This is a genomic window from Halomonas bluephagenesis, from assembly GCF_054790765.1.
The window spans coordinates 3,056,838-3,076,762 of sequence record NZ_CP133631.1 but is presented as its reverse complement, the minus strand read 5'-3'; the positions used below and the strand labels follow the sequence as shown (position 1 = coordinate 3,076,762).

The following is a 19,925-nucleotide window of genomic DNA, read 5'->3' as shown; positions in this document are numbered from 1 at the left end:
TGGCATGCTCTCAGGTTTGGACCATCTTGTTGTTACGGTGACTGATATGGGTCGCGCCGTGGATTTTTACTCTCGTGTGCTTGGTTTAGACGTGCGCTACCGAGACGCACAGCGGGTTGATCTTATACTCGGCGACACTGCACTGCGTCTGCATCAAACCGACACCGACATTGCCCCTGTTTCTGCCACTCCAACCCCTGGCAGCCTGGACTTATGCCTACGCTGCCTGCTGCCGCTGGATGAGTTCAAGCAGCATTTGGATGCGCTTGCTATTGACGTAGAGCTTGGCCCGGTTGCCCGCCAAGGCGCCAATGGCCCAATTGAGTCGATTTACTTACGCGATCCAGACGGTAATTTGCTGGAAATTTGCCGACCTGCTGCCCGCTAATGATAAGCCGCGCCAGCCGCGCTATCATAGTGGGCTTTAACGGTGCCCTTAAGGGCGCCTCATGGCGAATAGCAAAAAGGATCGGTTATGCGCGACGATGCCAATAAAGCACCTTTAGAAGGTGAAGTAATTAACGAAAGCACGCCCTCAGAACAGCCGGACACCACTATGGCGATGGTGATTTACGCGCTTTATTTGGCAAGCTTTTTGGTAGGGTTCACCTCGCTTGTGGGCATCGTTATCGCCTATGTCTATCGTGGTAAAGGCCCTGAATGGCTGGATGAACACTACCGCTATCAGATCCGCACGTTTTGGATTGGGCTGCTCTACGGCAGCATCGCCACTTTGCTAACGTTTATTCTGATTGGCATTCCCATGCTATTGGCGTTGGCCGTATGGTTTATTGTTCGCTGTGTGAAAGGCTTTAAGGGTCTGCAGGAGAAGCGTGCACCAACCAACGTTGATAGCTGGTTCCTGTAACTTATGACAGAGCAGGCAACTTCTAAAAAATCGCTTTTCCAGGCACGTGCCATCACAGGCCTTTGGAAACTACTGGCGCGTTGGCCACTTGCCGTTCTTTGGCGTATCGCCGTGCTATTAGGCCCGCTGGTCTATCGCTTTAGTAAACGAGAACGCCAGGTAACGGAAATCAATCTGCAAGTGGTTAACCCTGAGGCCACTACCAGCCAGCGCAAAGCACTTGCCATACAAAGCCTGCGCCACTCGGCAGCCACCATGTTGGAACTTGGCCATGCGTGGATGGCTGCTCCCGAAAAAGTAGAGGCCAGCATTTTATCGGTTCATGGCCGAGATAAACTAGACAGCGCCCGTGCCGATGGCCGCGGCGTGATTGTGCTTGCCCCACACTTTGGTAATTGGGAAGTGCTTAACTTTTGGCTCTCCAGCCACTTTCCTTTTACCGCCATGTACGAGCCACCCAAAATTGCCGACCTTGAGCCAATTATTCGCCATGGCCGTGAGCGTATGGGAGCAAGCTTGGTACCCACCAACGCCAGAGGCGTTGCTGCCCTTCTTAAAGCGCTAAAGCGTAGCGAAGCTATCGGCATCTTGCCGGATCAAGAACCAAACTGGGGCAGCGGTGTATTCGCCCCTTTTTATGGACGCGATGCTTATACGGCAACGCTGCTACCCAAACTAGTCGCCCGCACTCAGGCAAGGGTAGTTACTGGCGTTGCCTTACGGGTGCCCGGCAAAGGATTTGAAATTCATTTCCTTGACGCCGACGAGCAGGTTTACAGCGAAGATGATGTGGTATCGGCGACTGGCGTTAATGCCAGCGTAGAAGCATCAATCGCTCTTGATCCGACGCAGTATCAGTGGGAATACAAGCGCTATCGCAAAGTAATAGAGCAACAGCAAGGGCTAGCAAACGCCAAACAATTTAGGCTTTACTGAAGGGTAATGAGAAAATTTATGACCCAGCGTTATATTCCCAAAGAGGAAATGCGCCCGCCACAAATCATTTACGCACTTTACTTAGCGGGCCTAGTAACAGCAAATATTACGCTGTTGATTGGCGTTATTATCGCTTATGTGTATCGCAATGAAGCGGCGCCGTGGCTGCAAGCTCACTACCGTTATTTGATCCGTACTTTTTGGATAGGCTGTCTCTACTTTATAGTTACCTTTACCCTTAGCTTAATGTTAGTGGGCACATTGCTATGGCCACTATTAGTGGTGTGGCTTTGTGTGCGCTGCATTATTGGCTGGGTTGCAGTACGCAAGGGAGAGCCACCGGCTCGTCCTGGCAGCTGGCTCTGGTAATAACTAAGTATCCAACCCCCTATTCATCACTGAGGCGAGCGTACACATCGTCTAAACGCTCGATGTCATCTTCCCCTAAATAGCTGCCCGACTGCACCTCGATCAACTCTAAAGGAATTTTCCCAGGGTTCTCCAGTCGGTGTAGCGCACCAATGGGGATATAGGTGGATTGGTTTTCACTAACGAGAAAGGTTTGCTCGCCCACCGTGACTTGGGCGGTGCCACTCACGACGACCCAGTGTTCAGCACGGTGGTGATGACGCTGCAGCGAAAGCCGCCCGCCAGGTTTAACCGTGATGTGCTTCACCTGATAGCGTTCTCCGCTATCCATGGCCTGAAAACTTCCCCAAGGACGATGAACTAACGGCGCAGCGTGGGGTTCACGACGCCCTGCTTGAGTGAGTGATGCCACCAGCTGTTTAACCTGCTGCGCCTGATCGCGGTGGGCAACTAGCACGCTATCTGATGTTTCTACCACGATCAAATCTTCAACACCGAGCGTTGCCACCAGGCGGTGCTTAGCAATAACAAGCGAGCGTTGCGTATTGGCCAGGATCCCGTCACCGTTAACTACGTTGCCCGCTTTATCGGGCGTTTGCGTTGCCCATAACGCATCAAAGCTACCAATATCGCTCCATTGGGCATCCAACGGAACCACCGCTGCGTGGTCACAGTGTTCCATGACGGCGTAGTCGATCGACTCCGCCGGAGATGAGCAAAATGCATCTTCACCTAAACGTAAAAAGTCCAAGTCACGATGAGCGTCGTCAACAGCCTGTTGGCAGGCTGCCAGCATGGCTGGCTGCAAACGTTCAAGCTGAGACAGGTAAGTGGATGCTTGCAGTAAAAACATACCGCTATTCCACAGGGTCTTGCCTGCTTCTAAAAGATGCTGGGCACGCTCTGCGCTAGGTTTCTCGATAAATGATGCTATCTGGTGACCACCGCCCAAAGGGCTGCCACATGCAATATAGCCATAGCCTGTTTCTGGATAGGTAGGGACCACGCCAAACGTAACGAGATACCCTTGGGCAGCAAGCGGCTCTGCGCAAGCGACACTGTGAGTAAACGCTACTACATTGCCGATAACGTGGTCTGCTGGAAGCACAAGTAACAGTGGATCCTCGCCCGCTTGACGGGCTAATAGCGCAGCGCAAGCAATTGCCGGTGCCGTGTTACGCCCTTCTGGCTCTAACACCAACGTTCCCGCTAGACCGCTCTCACGCAGCTGCCCCGCCATTAAGAACCGATGAGCATGGTGCCCCATCAACATCGGCGGCTGAGTATCCAACCCCTCCAAACGCGCAAGCGTTTGCTGCAGCAGGCTTTGGGATGACGTTAAGCGCAAGAACTGCTTTGGCATCTGCTCACGTGAGAGTGGCCAAAGCCGCGTACCGCTGCCACCGCTAAGAATGACGGGCTGGATCATGGTGTCGTCCCTGTAGAAGTGGTTAATGCTGGCGTACCAAAGTCTTGCTGCAACCAATGACGCAGCTGGCTCATTTTCGCGGCTTCCTCTGGGCTTTCCAGTGCAGGCAACATGCCATTAATAAAACCACGTGCTTTAAAAGGTGCTAATAACCCAGGATCGCCGCTAATCACATGCACAGGCACTGCAGCACTGGCGTTGTCGCCAGTAATCAACGGTGCCGCCTGATGGTCTCCAAGTACAATCAATAGTGTGTTGTCATCAACCACTCGCTCAGCCCAGCGCCCTGTGACCTTCACAGCGTAGTCTATTGACCACGCGTAATGGTCACGGATGCGCTCAATATCCTGCCAGAGCACTTCTGGCGGATCGCCGGCCTCCTCCCAAGGGGCGAAAATACGCCCATCGCCAATCATCGACCAGTCTTCGAAAACGGGCAAAATTGGCGTCCATGGCGCGTGGCTAGAAATCAGTGCGAGTTGCGCGAATACCGGCATGTCTCCCAACAAATGTCGCTGGGTGTAATCCAGAGTGAACTGATCGGGCATTGTGACCCAGTTCAGCGGCGGCCCGGCGTAGGGTAAATCTTTCGCTGCCGCAATCTCATCAAAGCCGTAGGCCAGCCCTTCTGGCCAAGCCAATGTAATGGCGGGCATGACACTGAGCGTCCGCTGCCCAGTGCTACTAAAATCATCAACGAGTGTTGAATGGTCGCTTTCCAGCATCAGCCTGTACCATAGCTGGTTATCAATCCAGCGACCGCTCAGTGCCGTGGCATGGGCAAGCCATGACTGACCACCCCGTATAGGCGCTTTCAGCAAGCCTGACACAACGTGTAGATCGCGCTGCCCCAAACGTTGCTGTATGTCATCTAACGTGGAAAGCAAGACATTGCTATAGCGAGAGTCATTAATGGCCGATACACCATAAGACTCAATAAACGTTAATAAGACGTTGCGCCCCAACAAACCAGGTAATGGCCTGGGCTCTAACGGTGTATCCTGCAACTGCTCGGTAAACGCCACTCTTGCCTGATGAGTCGCCACTACCTGTTCCCACTGAAAACGCGTGGTGTTAACAGCAGGCAACGTTGATTTAGCAACTAAGCGCTTGCCGTTGGCCTCGGAAACCGCGAACCCTGCCGCAGTAATCATTACCAGGATGGCTAGAGCACCTGGAGCCCTCCATACCGATAGATGTTTCGCAGGTAACAGCAATCGCAGCATCACCCATAAACTCCCTAACAGGGCAGCGCTGCCAAACAACATCAGGAAAGTTGCTGCTAGTTGACCTACATTACCTACTAACAAATGGTAGATAGAGCGCACCAAGGGCACGTCCAGGTAGAGGTTTAGTGACCGACCAAACGCGGTGTGTGTCGCCGCATCACCTAGATTGGCTGCCGTTACCAAGGCAAGCCAACTTACCAACAAAATAGCCAGCCAGCGACGTAAGTTACCTGGGCGAATAAGCAGCATTACGGGTGCTATTACCCATGCTTCCCAAGCAATTAAAGGGGAGCCAATCTCACCGAAACGCCACCAAAGCGGCAATACCAGTAGAAAGTTGAGCGTTATACACGTGAGTAGAAGACGAATCATCAGCGCTTCAACAGCATAGCAATCACCTCAACATTACACGCTTAATGGAGTTTAAAAAGCTTGCACACGACCATAAAAATCATATACCAATAGACCGCATGGTATAACTTTTGTTGAGATATTTCATATACTGATTTTATGGTTACCACGTTGGCATGCAATCGAAAGGAACTCGCCCATGAGTGTTCGTACTGCTGCAAAATGGATGTTGTCATTTAACTGCCTGATCGCCTTTTGCGCGGTTGCTAACGATGACGATGTTTTTGACCACGTCATTGAGCGCGCTCAGACGCTAGCCGATGCGCCTTACCAAGCGCCAAATGAGTCGCTTCCCAGCGCTTTGAAGTCGTTGGACTATGACCTGTATCGAGAAATCCGTTTCAAACCCGAGCGAGCCTACTGGCGCGATGAAAGCCCTCTCAGTATGCAGCTATTTCACAGCGGATTTATATTTCAAACACCCGTCGCTATTAATGTGATCGAGAACGGTGACGTTGAACCACTCTCTTTCTCGGCAGATGACTTTCAGTACGATGGTGATGCCAACCGCTTGTTAGAGCATGATTTAACAGGCAGCGGTCATGCAGGCTTTAGGCTGCATTACCCTATCAATAATGATGATTATGCCGATGAATTTGCTGTTTTTCTTGGCGCAAGCTACTTCCGTCTAGTAGGACACGACCAAGCCTACGGCCTTTCTACCCGCGGGCTTGCGATTGATACTGCGTTAGCCAGTGGTGAAGAGTTCCCTAAATTTCGCGAATTCTGGCTTTATAAGCCGGATGAAAATTCTGACAGCATTACGCTTCTCGCACTCATGGATAGCCCGTCGCTAAGCGGCGCTTACCGCATTACGTTAACACCGGGCGAGAGCACCAAGGCAGATGTAGAAGCAACGCTGTTTGCACGTTCTGATATAGAAAAGCTAGGGGTTGCACCGCTCACCAGCATGTTCACTTTTGGGGAAGCCAGCACCGAACGACCTGATGACTTTCGCCCTCAGGTACATGATTCTGATGGTTTGCTAATACACACGGGAGCCGACGAGTGGATTTGGCGGCCGTTGCAAAATCCCTCATCCGTACGCGTATCAGCGTTTATAGATGATGCACCCAATGGGTTTGGTTTAATGCAACGGGAGCGGGACTTTGGCCGCTACCTAGACCTTGAAGCACACTACCACCGCCGCCCCAGCCAGTGGGTCGAGCCACTGGAGGATTGGGGCCCAGGACATGTAGAGCTAGTCGAAATCCCCACGCCAGATGAAACCCACGATAACATTGTGGCTTACTGGGTGGCCGAGGAGGCGCTCACTGCTGGCGAATCACGCCACCTTCACTATCGAACGTTTACGCTCAATGAACAGCCCGAGGCTAATTTACTGGGCAAGGTTGTGCGCACCCGCCATGGAAGCGCAGCGGTTCCAGGCGAGGCCGACTCCCCCTCTGCTGATCAGCGCCAATTCATCGTAGATTTCCAGGGCGGCAAACTGGATGACCTGACATCAAGCGAGCCAATCGAGCTGGACATTAGCGTGCAAAATAGTGAGGCATTACTACCTCAAGTCAAAACACTCCCCAACAACGGGCGACGGGCTACTTTCCGATTGCCCCCCGGCAGCGAGCCCAGTGATATCCGGCTGCGCCTGATGATGAAAGGAGAGCCCGTAACTGAAACCTGGAATTACGTGTGGTATCCCGATGCCTGATCTCCACGCGTTGCGGCCTTCGATGCCCTGGCTTAACGGTCGCCGAGCCTTCCTTGCTTTTACGGTGTTAGCCACCAGCATCGGTGGCTGTATCGTGATGGCGAAGGTAGTTGCCAACCTTGCCATTGGTTGGCAAATCATCATGTTGATACTCTTTGCATTAACGTTTACTTGGATAGCGCTGGCTTTCTGGGGAGCACTGTGTGGCTTTGTGCTTTGTGCGCTACGTCGCGACCCACTCAGCTTACGTCGCCAAGCCATTGTGAACCCCAATGCCAGCCTGCTAGTCAGCCGCACCGCACTCGTAATGCCTATTTATGCAGAACCTCCTATCCCTACCATTGCGGGGCTAGAAGCAACGTGTCGTTCACTTCTCCAGCAAGCAGAAGCGTATGGTGCAGGAACACCCAGTGCTATCAACAAATACTTTGAAGTGTTTGTGTTGAGCGATACCCAAGAGTCGGCCATGGCAGACATCGAAGCGGCCCATGTGGCTGCCTTGCAACAGCGCCTTGCCGGACAGATAGCCATTCATTATCGGCGACGCCCTAATAATGATGGCCGAAAAGCAGGCAATATTGCAGAGTTTTGTCGCCGCTGGGGCCGCCGCTATGACTACATTGTAGTGCTTGATGCCGACAGCTTAATGAGTGGCGCAACGCTGCTGCATTTGGTACACCGAATGCAGCGCCAGCCAAGCGTAGGACTTATCCAAACAGTGCCTATCCCCGTTGGCCAACGTACGCTATTTGGTCGTTTTACCCAGCTAGCCTCGGCACTTTACAGCCCCATGCTAGCGGCAGGCCAAAGTTTTTGGCAGGGCGATGCGGCGAATTACTGGGGGCATAATGCGATCATTCGTACACGCGCTTTCATGGCCCATGCGGGGCTACCGACGCTTTCAGGCAAGCCCCCTTTAGGGGGAGAGTTGCTAAGTCATGACTTCGTCGAAGCGGCTCTCCTGAAACGAGGTGGCTGGCAGGTGTTACTGGATACCTCTGCGACAACCGCCGTATCTCGTCACAACCCTTACGCTAGCGCGTCACACAACAGCTTTGAAGCCATGCCCAGCAACATGCTCGACTTTGCCAAGCGTGATCGCCGCTGGCTACAGGGCAATCTACAGCACTTACGCTTACTCACCGGCGCAGGGTTCCACCCGATTAGTCGACTACACTTTTTATTAGGCGCGTTTGCCTACCTTTCTTCGCTTGTTTGGCTTGGGCTGCTACTCTGCACCAGCCTCATGGTGGGTTATCAAGCCATTGAGACCACGTCAACCCCGCCGTTGCCTGAAGCCCTCTCTCTGGGGCTGTTAAGCGTAACGCTGGGCATGCTGATTGCGCCCAAGCTACTGGGTCTGTTACTGACGTTCTGGCAATGCCCCCATGCGTATGGCGGGCGACTCAAGCTTGTCACCAGCACGTTATTGGAAATTCTGTTTGCCGCTCTGATTGCGCCGCTGATGATGGCGTGGCACAGCTTATTTATCATCAACGTGCTGATTGGCCGGGCCATTGACTGGCAAACTCAGCATCGTGGGGAGCGTTCGCTCAGTTGGCGAGAGACATGGCACCACACAGGATGGATGACGTTGTGTGGCATTGCCTGGGCAGGCACGATGATGCACTTTTCACCCTCCGCGTTTGGCTGGCTAACACCCGCATGGCTGGGGCTGATTGGAGCCGCTCCGTTGGTGAAATATTCCAGCAGTGCCACCTGGGGAAGCGTCATTAGCCGCAAGTTCGGCTTACTGCAAACGCCGAGTTCAGCACAACAACCACCTCTTTTGGAGGACTTTGCCGCGTTAGAAAGCCACAGTCATCACTCCAGTACCACCTTATCTAACCCGTCGCTAACACTTTCTCTAGCGCTTCCCCAAGAACAGCCAGGCGATATGCCCTGCCAATCGTTTCGCTATCACGCTCAAACAGCAACTGAACATGCACCATCCGTTAAGGAGCCTTACTAATGCCTTCTGCTTTTTTTGATCGGCTCCGCAGTGCCAGCGGTATGGCGCGTTCACTGTTTATTTACTGGCGGCCAGGAAGGCAAAGGGGCCTAAAGCAGTTATATCGTCCGTTTATTCAGCCGGGCGATATCGCTTTTGATATTGGCGCTCACTTAGGCGACCGTAGTGCCGCCTTCCACGCGCTAGGTGCTAAGGTAGTGGCATTAGAGCCACAGCCAGCACTGGCCAAATGGTTTAAACGGATACTCAATCGGCCGAACATTACGCTCCTACCACTGGCCGCTGGACCGCAGCCCGGCCATGCGGATATCGCTATCAGTGTTAGTAACCCGACCCTCTCTACCCTAGCGACCGAGTGGCGTCATCAGGTGGGCGAACGCAACCCTGGCTTTCAGCACGTGCAATGGGAACAGCAGCTAAGAGTGGAAGTCACCACACTGGATCAACTGATCGCCACTTACGGCGAACCAAGCTTTATAAAAATTGATGTTGAAGGGTTTGAAGCAGAGGTACTAATGGGACTTAATCACCCCGTCGCAGCGCTTTCAGTGGAATTTGTTGCAGGCGTGTTAGAGGCCAGCCATGCCTGCGTTGAACAGCTGTGCCGCCTTGGTGACTACCGCTTCAATGCAATTGCCGGTGAGCAGCGCCACTTTCGCTGGGCAACCTGGCAAACCCCTGAAACCATTACCCAGTGGCTTAACGATGGCGTTGAAGGCATGGCCTCAGGGGATCTCTACGCCTGCCGTGCCGACCATCCGCTGTTAAACGCATCCGCATAATTCTTCAAAATCTATTTCCAAACACAGCTTTTAAAACAAGAGAACCTGCATGATTTATCACTGGCAAACCCTCACCGCTCCCCAACTCGCCTCGATTGCCGAAGGTGATCCAGTTGCAGTGATCACCCTGGGGGCAATTGAGCAGCACGGTACGCACTTGCCGTTAGGCACCGACCTGATGATTGGTGAAGGGTTACAAGCCGCCATGCTGGACATCATCGACCCAGCGCTTGATGTGTTATGCCTGCCAGCGATTGCCGTAGGCGCGAGCGACGAGCACGCCAACTTCCCAGGAACACTCAGCCTACCCGCTCCACTCGCCATCGCGACATTAGAGGCTTACGGCGAAAGCATTGCCCAGGCAGGTATAAAAAAGCTGGTGTTGATTAATAGCCACGGCGGCAATAAAGCCGTGATGGACCTTGCCGCGCTGACACTACGCAAGCAATTTGCAATGCGCGTAGTGAAAGCCACTTATACACGCCTCCCGCCACTGGAAGGTGCTATCAATGCCGATGAGCTGCGCTACGGGTTGCATGGCGGACTGCTGGAAACCGCCATCATGCTGCATTTAGCACCTGAATTTGTGCAGCTCGACAGCTACCAGCCCACACCACCGGCAATGCCTAAAGGTGACGCACTAGTGAGCCCAGAAGGTAGCGCCGCGTTTGCCTGGCTTGCCGAGGACTTGAGTACGTTCGGCGTTGCCGGTGATGCAACGGATGCTCATAAAGCATTAGGTGAACGGTTAGTAAGGCACTACGCCACTCAGTTAGCGCAGGTGGTGGCCGAAACCGCCCCCCTGCCGCCGCTTATCACACGTAAAACATCAAATTAACGCCCACGACCTTCAAGCACTTCGTCTAGGAAGTGCCCTGCCCGGCTTGCTTTGGCGCTTAGGTAGCGGTGATTGTGATCAGTCACACTGCCATAGAGCGCCTGACGTGAGACGACCTCAATCCCGCCTTCACGTAGGGCTGCCATTTTCAATGGGTTGTTGGTCAGTAGCTGAACCTTATCTACCTCAAGTGCATTGAGCATATCAACCGCGACAGCGTACTGACGCTCATCCTCGCCAAACCCCAGCACTTGGTCGGCGTCTACCGTATCTAAACCACCATCTTGCAGCGTGTAGGCGCGCAGTTTATTGGCTAAGCCAATTCCCCGCCCTTCTTGTGCTAAATAAAGCAACACACCACCGCCCATGGCTTGAATATCGGCCACCGCGTTACGTAGCTGCTCACCGCAGTCGCAGCGCAGGCTGCCAAACAAGTCACCGGTTAGACAAGCCGAGTGCATACGCAAAGGAACCGCACCTGGGATGGCATCCAGATCGCCAATCACCACGGCCACATGCTCTCGCAGGCCATCGGGTTCGCGAAACAGCACGAAGCGACTCTCGGGTGCTTCTTCAAGCGGAATACGCGCCTCACTCACGCGCTTTAGCATCCCCGGCGCGCCGGCTAAACACTTCTCAGCATCGCGGGCATTAACCTCTAACAGTTCACCTTTTGATAACTGCTGAGCAATATGGTCGGCGGATGCCGCACTGACCTCAGCGCACAGCGCAGCCGGTATCAACAACGCGCGACGCATCAGTGCCACAGCGCCTCGCTCCCCTACGCCTGCTGGCTTCAGGCCGCTTAACAGTGAGTGGGACATCTTCGACGCTTCATGGGACACGGCAAGATGGTGCAGATCACGCTCACTGATTTGCTCAGTGAGCGGTAAGCAAGCGGCATCCGCCTTAAGCGTCATGCCCATTGCTTCCAGGCGATGACGCGTTAATACCAGCGCAGGTCGCGAGCCAGAAAGTTTCGCCAGTGAACTGACCGATACACTGCCTTCAAGTGCCTGTACCAACAGGCGTTGCTCTCCGGTATTAATCACCACGGGCAATCCACGGCGAATATCGAAAATAGCGCGTTCAATGTGATACATGTAGGCCTCCAAGTTGCCTGTTGGGGCGGACAACGTTTGCTTGCGTCGGGCAACATGGCCCCGCATGATGAGTTTCTGTTTTTTGAGTGGAGATACCATGCCTAGCACCAATGAAGTGACGATCGATACCGACCAAGCGTGGGCATGGTTGTTGGACACTCAGCAGGGCATCAGAAGTGACGTCACTATTACGCTGGATACTCACGGCAGCTGGCACTCCCCTGACTCGGTAACAAGCGCCGCGCAGGAGCTGTTGACGTGTTTGCTGCCACTGATGCGTCATTCGAGCTGGGTGGTTGCCCAGCTGGGACAGAGCCTGGATGGACGCATTGCTACGGAAAGCGGTCATTCCCACTACATCAATGGCGTTGAAAGTTTGGTGCACCTGCACCGACTGCGTGCGCTGGCAGATGCCGTAGTGATCGGAGCGGGCACGGCGAGTGCTGATAACCCCCAACTCACGGTACGCCACGTAACGGGCAAGCACCCTACCCGAGTGGTGATTGACCCACGAGGGCGCGTACCAGCTGATTTGGCGCTGTTCACCACGCCTACCGCACCCACTCTGCATCTCACCGGGCCAGAGGCAACGGTGGCGCAAACGACGGCCGAACACTGCGTGTTGCCGCTGGATATCAATGGTCAGTTCCGCCCCGCCGACGTTATTGCCTTGCTGGCGAACCGTGGCCTGACTCGGGTATTGGTAGAAGGCGGCGGCGTTACTGTTTCGCAGTTCATTGAAGCAAATGCGGTTGACCGCCTGCATTTGCTGGTCGCGCCGCTGCTGATCGGTTCCGGCAGGCCTGGGTTGCAAATGACGCCCATCGACACCCTTGAGAGTGCGCTGCGTCCTACGATGCGATCTTTCCGGTGCGGGGACGACACGCTCTTCGACGTAGTGCTGAGCGGGCGCACTGCCTGACGGAGAACTGCATGGCGGAGAACTGGACGGCGTAGCGCGTGTTCGCGAGGCCAGCGCCACCCAAATGCCTGGCAGGCTAGAAATCAGCACTAACACACCATAAGCCAGTGATATCGCCACACCTTGCGCCGAAGGCAAGCCAACAAACATCCAAATGCCTGCGGCGGCGCCTTCCCGCACCCCCCATCCGGCAATCGAAAGGGGCACCAGCATGGCAAGCAGCAATACCGGTGCCAGCGCCAAGACATCTAACGCTGCCAGTTCCACACCGATTGCCCGAGCCGCACAGACCATTACTAGGCCATAGCTAAGCACGATAGAAAAAGAAGAGATCAGTTGCCGTGGCCATACGTCACGCTGCAGTAGCCCGCGACGCATATCCTGCCCTAATGCAGCGCACCAAGTGGGTAGCGTCACCGCCGAGCGTCGCAGCCAGACCATCAGCGTCACACCGGCCACCATCACGATACCCACTACGCCCACCACTACCATCAAGCCACTAAAACCCAGAGCCGTTAGCCAGAGTGGCGACGTGAACAAGGCGATCAGTGTGTAAAGCGCAATCGCCAACTGCCCAGAAGCACGCTCAATCACCACCGCACGCCAAGCACTACCCTTTGAAGAAGACTGACGAGCATGGCGATGGGCACGACCTGCATCACCCAACACGCCACCTGGTAAAAGTTGGTTAACCAATAATGCTAAGTAGTATTCCCGCAGTGCATAACGGTAGCGCAACGGCACGTCGATTAAGCCTGCCGTCAACTGCCAACGCCACGCACTCAGCATCACTTGCAGCACACTGATCAACAGCGCCAGAGCCATCCAGCCCGGCGCAAAGCGCTGCACTTCTGCCATCACCGCGTCTGGCTCTACCCACAGGGCAACAGCGGCCAGCAGCCCTAAGCTCACTAACCCTTTTTGCACCCATGGGGTTCTCAGCCAGCGCCAGAGTCGCATGGGATTAGCCCTCGTCCGCTGGTAGCGCCAGCAAGTCGCGGTGGCCTACCCAAATACCAACCTCGCCTTCGGCCACATTACGCAGGCGTTCATCACGCCACTGGGCAATCCGTGACGCCGCCTCTGGAGCCTGTTCGGTAGCAGCGCTCGCCCATCCTTCAACTAACGCGCACATTAAGGGGTACTGCGCCAGCTTACTCGCCGCCAATCGCCATGGTGTTTCAGCCTCAATAACACGATAACCGTAGTGAGCCATCGCTTTGGCTAGCGCGCCGTGGGCATCGCCGCCTAATGCATCGCCTAAGCCCTTATCCCGACGCTGGTGCGCGTTGAACAGCTCGCTGACCCAACGATCGTCAGGGTCGTTCAGAGGTTGCTGCTGGGCATTGGTAAAGTACCATTCGCCGGTAATGCTTAGAGTGATAAGAAGCGCTTGCCGATGTTTAGCACACTGTGCAGCCAAGGCATCAATCCACTCTTGAGATACTAAATCGATCAGCGCAGATGCCGTCACTACGTCGCAGTGCGTAAGTGCTGGGTGATCAAGGTGTGCGAGAGAAGCGCAGTGAGTTTCCACCTGGAGCGTTTCACCTTTACCCGTGTTCAATTGGCTGGTTCGCGAGTAGGCTTCATTAAGTAAGGCAGAATCATGGTCAATCAGCATCCAGCGCTGGGCATCGTGCAAGCGAGGCGCAAGAAACTGGCTATTACTACCACGTCCACAGCCTAAATCCGCCAGTATCACTGGCGAGGAAGCTTCTACTCGCGGCGCGAGCTCTTCTGACTTAGATAGCTCGGCTCTCCGCTGATTTTCTGATAACCATCTCGCTAACGCATCCACCAGCGCTTGGCTGCGCGAGCGGGCATCGACGGTTTCACGCAGCGATAACCAATCCGCTGCAAATTGGCTTCCCGCCGACAATGTCGAAGATTGCTGCAGCGCCTCGGCAAACGCCTTTCCTGCAGCCTGCCAGTTGCCCAAGCAGGCACGCGCAGCGGCGGCACCTGCACGTAGTTCAGTGCGTAGTGTCTCATCATGGCAGAAAGCCGCCAGCGCACTCGATAGCGCCTCAACATCCCCCGGCGCTACGCTGATGCCAGCCCCTTTGGGCAAGGTATCCCGCAGCGCACCGCCGGTGGTGGTGATAACGGGCAAGCCATGGGCTAGCGCTTCAGTGACCACCATGCCGTAACCTTCATACCAAGAAGGCAACACCAGTGCATGAGCGTTTTGATAAGCGGCTTCCAGGGTTGCGGCATCACATTCGCCGTGAAGCGTTACCCCATCGCCAAGCTGATGGTTGTCGATCAGCGTTTGAACGCGATCCGTAAATGCAGCATCACGAGCACCGCCAAAGCAGTCGCATCGCCAATGCCCCCTCTCAACACCCGCCAAGGCTTGCACCAAAATATCCTGCCCTTTACGCGGGGTAAGCGTTGCCACGCATAACAGACGTATAGGCTCGTCGGGCTGCGCTGCAGAGCTGACAGGGGCATGTTCAACCCCAGGCTCCACCACAGTGATAGAGGCACTAAATGGCAGCGCGTACTGTTCCGCCAATGCCTTTACGCGACGCTCAGTAAAGCGACTGGTCACGATCACTCTATTCACGTGCGCCAGCCCACGTAATTCACTACGGTGAAAACGCTGCTGTTCCATCTCATTCAAGCCCTGCTCATCGCCCAACGGATGATGCAGCAGCGCTGTGATATCCAGGCGCTCAGCGTGGACAGCCACTACCTCTGGCAGCGCCCCCATGGCCAGACCGTCGATAATGACCCGCGCATGATTCTGCAACGCGGAAAGCGTATCGGCGAGCGACTGGGCGGCCTCATCATCGGCATCAGGAAAACGCCCAGACACCCCCACCACATTGATAACCAGCCCACGCTCGCGCAGTGCAGCGACAATATGGGCATCATAAATATACCCACCGGTACGCTGGTCTGGATCGCCAGCCACTATCAAGGTGAATGGCTGACTCATAGCGCCCCTTCATAGCTTGCCCACGCCACATGAGATTCATGCAGCTTGATCTCCATGTGCGTCAGCCCCTGAGCGGTGGTACCCATTTTTCCTGCTTTGATGGCAGCCGCCAGCTGGTCAAAAATCACCTTGGCCATAAATTCCGTGGTGGTGTTTTTACCGCTAAATTCGCTCACCTCATCAAGGTTGCGATAGTTGTAATCCGCCAGCACCTCTTTAACCGTCTCACTAGCCAAACCGATATCAATCACTAGACCATCCTGGTCAAGTTCAGGGCGCTGAAACACCACGTCTACTACATAGGTGGCGCCGTGGGTGCGTTGGGCAGGGCCAAATATTTCCCCATTAAAACTGTGGGCAATCATGAAATGGTCACGAACGCATAAACGGTACATAGACACTCCTGTCGTATTAATAAGACCTTCAAAGCCAGGTCGTTCTAACTAATTCGTACTTAATTAAGCCGCATTAATTAAGCGGGCAATGGATAACGAATTCGATGACAAAGCGCTGTGCTACCTGGCCCAAACAGAGCAGGTGCCAGCGTTGGAAAATCGGCAAAATCGCTCTCACCGCTGATCAGTGCATCTAATCGCTGGTCGGTGAGTAAGCGTAAAGCGAGCGCTAAACGGCGGCGATAATTCCAGCGCGGCTGTAACTTGGCAGGCAGTTGCCCAACCTGGCTGGCGCTAAGCGTTAAACGCTGGGAGTGAAAAGCGCCACCGAGCGGCAGCGACACGTCGCCTTCGCCAAACCAGCTCATTTCAATCACGCGGCCTTCATTGCCCAACAAGCCCATAGCCAGCCTCAGGCCATCTGGCTGGCCGCTAGCATGAATCACGCAGTCTTGGTCCGTGGGGGCCTGTTCTGGCGTACAGAAAGGAATACCTAAATGCGCTGCCAGAGCTTCTCGCTCAGGGTTAATGTCGACCAGATGGACTTCCACACCAGGAATTTGCGCACATAGATACGCCACCAGCGCACCGACAACGCCAGCCCCCACCACACACACACGTTCGCCAAGCATGGGGTTAGCATCCCACACGCCGTTAATGGCAGTTTCCATATTGGCGGTTAACACGGCACGGTAAGCGGGTACGTCGTCGGGAAGCGGCAAAACAGCGCCGACAGGCACGACGTAGTAGTCCTGATGGGGGTAAAGGCAAAAGACGGTTTTATCGAATAAATAATCTGGCCCTTGCTCCACATAGCCAATGCTGCAGTAGCCATATTTCACAGGAGTAGGAAACTCCCCTGCTTGAAAGGGGGCACGCATACGCGAATATTCACTTTCCGGCACCCGCGCATTAAATACGAGCGATTCAGTCCCGCGGCTAACACCGCTGTAAAGGGCACGAACCCGCACCTCATTTTCAGCGGGTGACGCTAGTGGCTCCTGCTTTAGCTCACCATACATAGGGCGAGTCACCCAAAAAGCCGTAGCGGTATCAGGCGGTAACATGACATTTCCTTATGGTTTAAGCGCTTCATCCATCCTTACAGCGTAGCGTAGAAAGCGAGGTGGTTGCTTAACCCATGTAAACGCGAGGATGATTAAAAACAAATGTTTCTACATCATGGACAACCTTTCCTTCTTATACAAGAATGGTACATAGAAAATAATTTGCACACTTTAATTCAACCGCGGGCCATCGCGCCGCTTTGCGAGTAAGCATGTCCTCTTTCTCCAACACCTCCAGCGTCTCTTTGCCCAAGCGTGTCTACACCTTGGCTGAGATAGCGTTGGCTAGCTTATTGCTAGTAGGCTTGGGCGCAATGCTGCCGGGATTAGTCGCCAGCGCTGCAAACTGGTGGTTGGCAGCTGGCTTCTACGTCGTGATGGGCGCACTGGTGGTAAGTTTTTGGCCCCATGGCCCGCTCGGTTGGGCAAACCGAGTAACGCTTGGGCGCGGCGTACTCGTCGCCATCGTGGCAGGGGCGCTGGCAGCGAATGCTTTTACCAACGCGATTTGGCTATGGCTAGCGGTCGCTGTTATCGCGCTGTTACTGGACGGTGTGGATGGCTGGATTGCCAGACGCACAAAGACTCATACCCCGTTCGGGGCGCGCTTTGATATGGAACTGGATGCGGTATTAATCCTGATACTTTGTATAGGCTTATTGCAGAGCGAACATCTAGGCGCTTGGGTACTACTCATTGGCGGCATGCGTTATTTGTTCATCGCCGCCAGCTGGCCTTTTCCGTGGTTAAAAGCACCGCTCTTTGACAGCTTCCGCCGTAAAGCAGTGTGCGTGTGGCAGGTCGTCGCATTGCTGCTGGCGTTAACGCCACTCACCTCTCCTCTTGCTGCCAGCCTGCTCGCACTGAGTGCGTTAGTCACACTCAGCTACTCATTTGGCTTCGATGTGTGGTGGCTGTTTAAGCAGCACCATTAATTGCTCTATCAAGACCAGTTCCCGTCATCCACTGGCCTCACAACGGGCCTCAACCTGTACTGTTCGCGCTTAAGGGAGTAGGGTAGCCATCCGGATCGACCCCATGTGCGCTTTATTTAAGCTCACTGTTTGCGTTAATTCGGCCCCTCTATTTAAGGCGTCTCCAACGCCTGACACGTGCACGACCAGGCTGCCAACCGCTGCCACCTCTCGCTACAGACATACCTAGAAAGATGTTCTGTTTTTTGCTTACGTCCTGTCGCGGCCACCCCGTCAAGAGAACTGTGGTTGCCATTTAGGATGCTAGGGCTGCAAAGCCTATGGGTATTCAATGAACGAAGAAAATTTCTATCAATTCTCGACACTAACGGTGATCGCCTTACTGTTGGCCTTTTACGGCGGCACGTACCTACTGACGTTACTGATCAAAAAGAAAAAGGAAAATACCGACGCCTTCATGGTGTCCAATCATCAGATTGGCTTTGGTCTGGGCGCAGCCAGTATGACCGCTACCTGGATCTGGGCAGCTTCATTCTACGGTGCCGCCACCTCGGGTTATACCTACGGCATTTCTGGCCCTTTACATTACGGGCTATGGGGCGCACTGATGATTCTGTTCATCTACCCCTTTGGGCGTCGTTTTCGCAAACTGGCCCCGAACGCACACACCCTGGGAGAACTTATCCATGCTCGCCATGGCGCTTCAAGTCAGCTAATCCTGGCCTCCTCCAACATTCTGGGCAGCATTATCAGCTTGATGGTTAACTTCACAGCGTCTGGTGCGCTGGTCTCGGTACTCTCACCACTGTCTTTCCAGGCGGGCGTCGTGATCGGGGGGGTCGGGGTGCTCTCTTATACGCTGTGGTCGGGTTTCCGCGCGTCGGTACTCACCGACTTTGCCCAACTGATGGCAATGATGGCTGTCGCCATTCTAATTATTCCAGCGGTGATGTTTGCCCTCGGCGGCCCACAGACACTATCGGATGGCATGAGCCTACTCACCCCAGAGCAGGCAAATCTGTTCTCGATGGATGCAATTCTCAATCAAGGCGCACCTTTCTTTGTTGCGGTGCTCGCCTACGCGATTGGCAACCAAACCATCTCCCAGCGGCTATTCGCTGTGCGTGAAGACCATATCAAACCGACCTTTATCACCGCGACCATTGGTTACGGTGCGATTGTTATTGGCCTAGGCATGATTGGCTTAATGGCACTAATGACCGGTATGGAGCCCATCGGTGGTGACATGAACAACCTGATCCCGCAAATGGTGTCGATGTACCTCTCGCCGGTATTTATCGGACTATTCTTTATTCTAGTAATTGGCTCGCTCTCCTCTACCGCTGACTCAGACCTTTCCGCTATGTCCGCGATTGTGATGGCCGATGTGTATGGTAAAAACATCGCTAAAAACAAACCTGACCCGACCAAAAAGCTATTTATTGGTAGGTTGACGATGATTGTCGCAACACTGATCGGGGTGATTCTCGCCAGTTTCTCGATGGATATTCTGATTATGCTGGTCTTCGTTGGCGCACTTTGGGGGGCTATTGTGTTCCCGGTCATCGCCAGCTGTTTCTGGGATCGAGTCACCAACACGGCGTTTACCTCGGCTGTAATTGCAGGCCTAGTGATGTTCTGCATCGCACGCTTCGAATTAGTGCCTATGGTCAGTGTGGTCGCGGGGCTGTTTGAGCTACTCGCCGCCGTGGGCGGTGGCGTGGTGCTCGGCCTGATGGCATTTGGCTTCTGCGGGCGTAGGGGCGGTGTGATCGTCGGCGCGCTCAGCGCCATTGTACTGGCCTACTTCAGCATTGGCTTCCTACGTGAGTACACAGTACTGCTAGCCTCATTAATGGCCTACGGCGTTAGCACCCTTGTTTGCGTAGCAGTCAGCCTGATGAGTTCGAGCAAGTTCGACTTCTCGCAGATCGATCAGAAAGTGATCAACTACGACCCAGCCAAGCCTGCCGCTCAACGGTAAGCCCAGCGTGGCGCTAGAGTCACTTCAAGGGCTGGTGTGCTATCGCGCACCAGCCAACTAACAGGAAAG

Annotated in this window: 17 protein-coding genes and 1 pseudogene; 11 read left to right on the top strand and 7 right to left on the bottom strand. The window is 54.3% G+C overall.

The window, feature by feature from the left end; translation table 11 throughout:
- Positions 1 to 4 precede the first annotated feature (4 nt).
- From REH51_RS13920 to REH51_RS13905, 4 genes are all read left to right on the top strand, one after another.
- The gene (locus tag REH51_RS13920; protein WP_009722443.1) at positions 5 to 388 is read left to right on the top strand and encodes a VOC family protein; all 384 of its coding nucleotides are present in this window, start codon (positions 5 to 7) and stop codon (positions 386 to 388) included.
- A gap of 87 nt (positions 389 to 475) precedes the next feature.
- Positions 476 to 868 carry a DUF4870 family protein gene (locus REH51_RS13915; RefSeq protein WP_009722442.1) on the top strand — a complete coding sequence of 131 codons (393 nt, stop codon included), beginning with the start codon at positions 476 to 478 and terminating at the stop codon, positions 866 to 868.
- A gap of 3 nt (positions 869 to 871) precedes the next feature.
- Positions 872 to 1,804 (top strand): lysophospholipid acyltransferase family protein, encoded by a 933-nt coding sequence (locus REH51_RS13910; protein WP_009722441.1) that lies wholly within the window; start codon positions 872 to 874, stop codon positions 1,802 to 1,804.
- An 18-nt stretch (positions 1,805 to 1,822) separates the two neighbouring features.
- Positions 1,823 to 2,173, top strand: coding sequence for a DUF4870 family protein (locus tag REH51_RS13905; protein WP_009722440.1), 351 nt, complete (start codon positions 1,823 to 1,825; stop codon positions 2,171 to 2,173).
- Positions 2,174 to 2,192: 19 nt separating this feature from the next.
- Here REH51_RS13905 and REH51_RS13900 read toward each other — a convergent pair whose 3' ends face one another.
- Positions 2,193 to 3,602, bottom strand: a complete 1,410-nt coding sequence (locus REH51_RS13900) for a mannose-1-phosphate guanylyltransferase/mannose-6-phosphate isomerase (RefSeq protein WP_498936098.1) — start codon at positions 3,600 to 3,602, stop codon at positions 2,193 to 2,195.
- The gene (locus REH51_RS13895; protein ID WP_234667858.1) at positions 3,599 to 5,203 is read right to left on the bottom strand and encodes an alkaline phosphatase family protein; all 1,605 of its coding nucleotides are present in this window, start codon (positions 5,201 to 5,203) and stop codon (positions 3,599 to 3,601) included. Before REH51_RS13895 ends, REH51_RS13900 begins: the two co-directional genes overlap by 4 nt.
- A 178-nt stretch (positions 5,204 to 5,381) precedes the next feature.
- On the opposite strand from REH51_RS13895, the gene REH51_RS13890 reads away from it, so the two are divergent.
- From REH51_RS13890 to REH51_RS13875, 4 genes are read left to right on the top strand one after another with little or no spacing between them, the layout of a single operon-like run.
- A complete protein-coding gene (locus REH51_RS13890; RefSeq protein ID WP_009722436.1) occupies positions 5,382 to 6,911 on the top strand; it encodes an OpgD/OpgG family glucan biosynthesis protein in 1,530 nt (509 codons plus the stop codon).
- A complete protein-coding gene (gene mdoH, locus REH51_RS13885) occupies positions 6,904 to 8,883 on the top strand; it encodes a glucans biosynthesis glucosyltransferase MdoH (protein ID WP_009722435.1) in 1,980 nt (659 codons plus the stop codon). Before REH51_RS13890 ends, mdoH begins: the two co-directional genes overlap by 8 nt.
- Positions 8,883 to 9,665: an FkbM family methyltransferase gene (locus REH51_RS13880; RefSeq protein ID WP_009722434.1), complete on the top strand. Its 783-nt coding sequence runs from the start codon at positions 8,883 to 8,885 to the stop codon at positions 9,663 to 9,665. Before mdoH ends, REH51_RS13880 begins: the two co-directional genes overlap by 1 nt.
- A 49-nt stretch (positions 9,666 to 9,714) precedes the next feature.
- Complete coding sequence (locus tag REH51_RS13875; protein ID WP_498936096.1) at positions 9,715 to 10,503, top strand: creatininase family protein; 789 nt, start codon at positions 9,715 to 9,717, stop codon at positions 10,501 to 10,503.
- Here the strand turns inward: REH51_RS13875 and ribA are convergent.
- Entirely contained in the window at positions 10,500 to 11,606 is a 1,107-nt protein-coding gene (gene ribA / locus REH51_RS13870) for a GTP cyclohydrolase II RibA (RefSeq protein ID WP_009722432.1), read from the bottom strand. The genes REH51_RS13875 and ribA overlap by 4 nt on opposite strands.
- Before the next feature lie 64 nt (positions 11,607 to 11,670).
- Here ribA and REH51_RS13865 point away from each other — a divergent pair, with 64 nt between their 5' ends.
- Positions 11,671 to 12,528: a RibD family protein gene (locus REH51_RS13865; protein ID WP_313769749.1), complete on the top strand. Its 858-nt coding sequence runs from the start codon at positions 11,671 to 11,673 to the stop codon at positions 12,526 to 12,528.
- 93 nt (positions 12,529 to 12,621) lie between these two features.
- On the opposite strand, the pseudogene REH51_RS13860 reads toward REH51_RS13865, so the two are convergent.
- The 4 genes and pseudogenes from REH51_RS13860 to REH51_RS13845 all read right to left on the bottom strand — a co-directional run.
- Positions 12,622 to 13,488, bottom strand: a pseudogene (locus REH51_RS13860) (lysylphosphatidylglycerol synthase transmembrane domain-containing protein); the annotation flags it as partial.
- Positions 13,489 to 13,492: 4 nt separating this feature from the next.
- Complete coding sequence (locus REH51_RS13855) at positions 13,493 to 15,475, bottom strand: glycosyltransferase (protein WP_009722430.1); 1,983 nt, start codon at positions 15,473 to 15,475, stop codon at positions 13,493 to 13,495.
- Complete coding sequence (locus tag REH51_RS13850; RefSeq protein ID WP_009722429.1) at positions 15,472 to 15,870, bottom strand: 6-pyruvoyl trahydropterin synthase family protein; 399 nt, start codon at positions 15,868 to 15,870, stop codon at positions 15,472 to 15,474. Before REH51_RS13850 ends, REH51_RS13855 begins: the two co-directional genes overlap by 4 nt.
- Before the next feature lie 77 nt (positions 15,871 to 15,947).
- Complete coding sequence (locus REH51_RS13845; RefSeq protein ID WP_009722428.1) at positions 15,948 to 16,937, bottom strand: zinc-dependent alcohol dehydrogenase; 990 nt, start codon at positions 16,935 to 16,937, stop codon at positions 15,948 to 15,950.
- A 212-nt stretch (positions 16,938 to 17,149) separates the two neighbouring features.
- On the opposite strand from REH51_RS13845, the gene REH51_RS13840 reads away from it, so the two are divergent.
- Together REH51_RS13840 and REH51_RS13835 are read left to right on the top strand one after the other, a co-directional pair.
- Positions 17,150 to 17,872 carry a CDP-alcohol phosphatidyltransferase family protein gene (locus REH51_RS13840; protein ID WP_009722427.1) on the top strand — a complete coding sequence of 241 codons (723 nt, stop codon included), beginning with the start codon at positions 17,150 to 17,152 and terminating at the stop codon, positions 17,870 to 17,872.
- Between the two features lie 331 nt (positions 17,873 to 18,203).
- Positions 18,204 to 19,856 (top strand): sodium:solute symporter family protein, encoded by a 1,653-nt coding sequence (locus tag REH51_RS13835; RefSeq protein ID WP_498936094.1) that lies wholly within the window; start codon positions 18,204 to 18,206, stop codon positions 19,854 to 19,856.
- Positions 19,857 to 19,925: the final 69 nt, after the last annotated feature.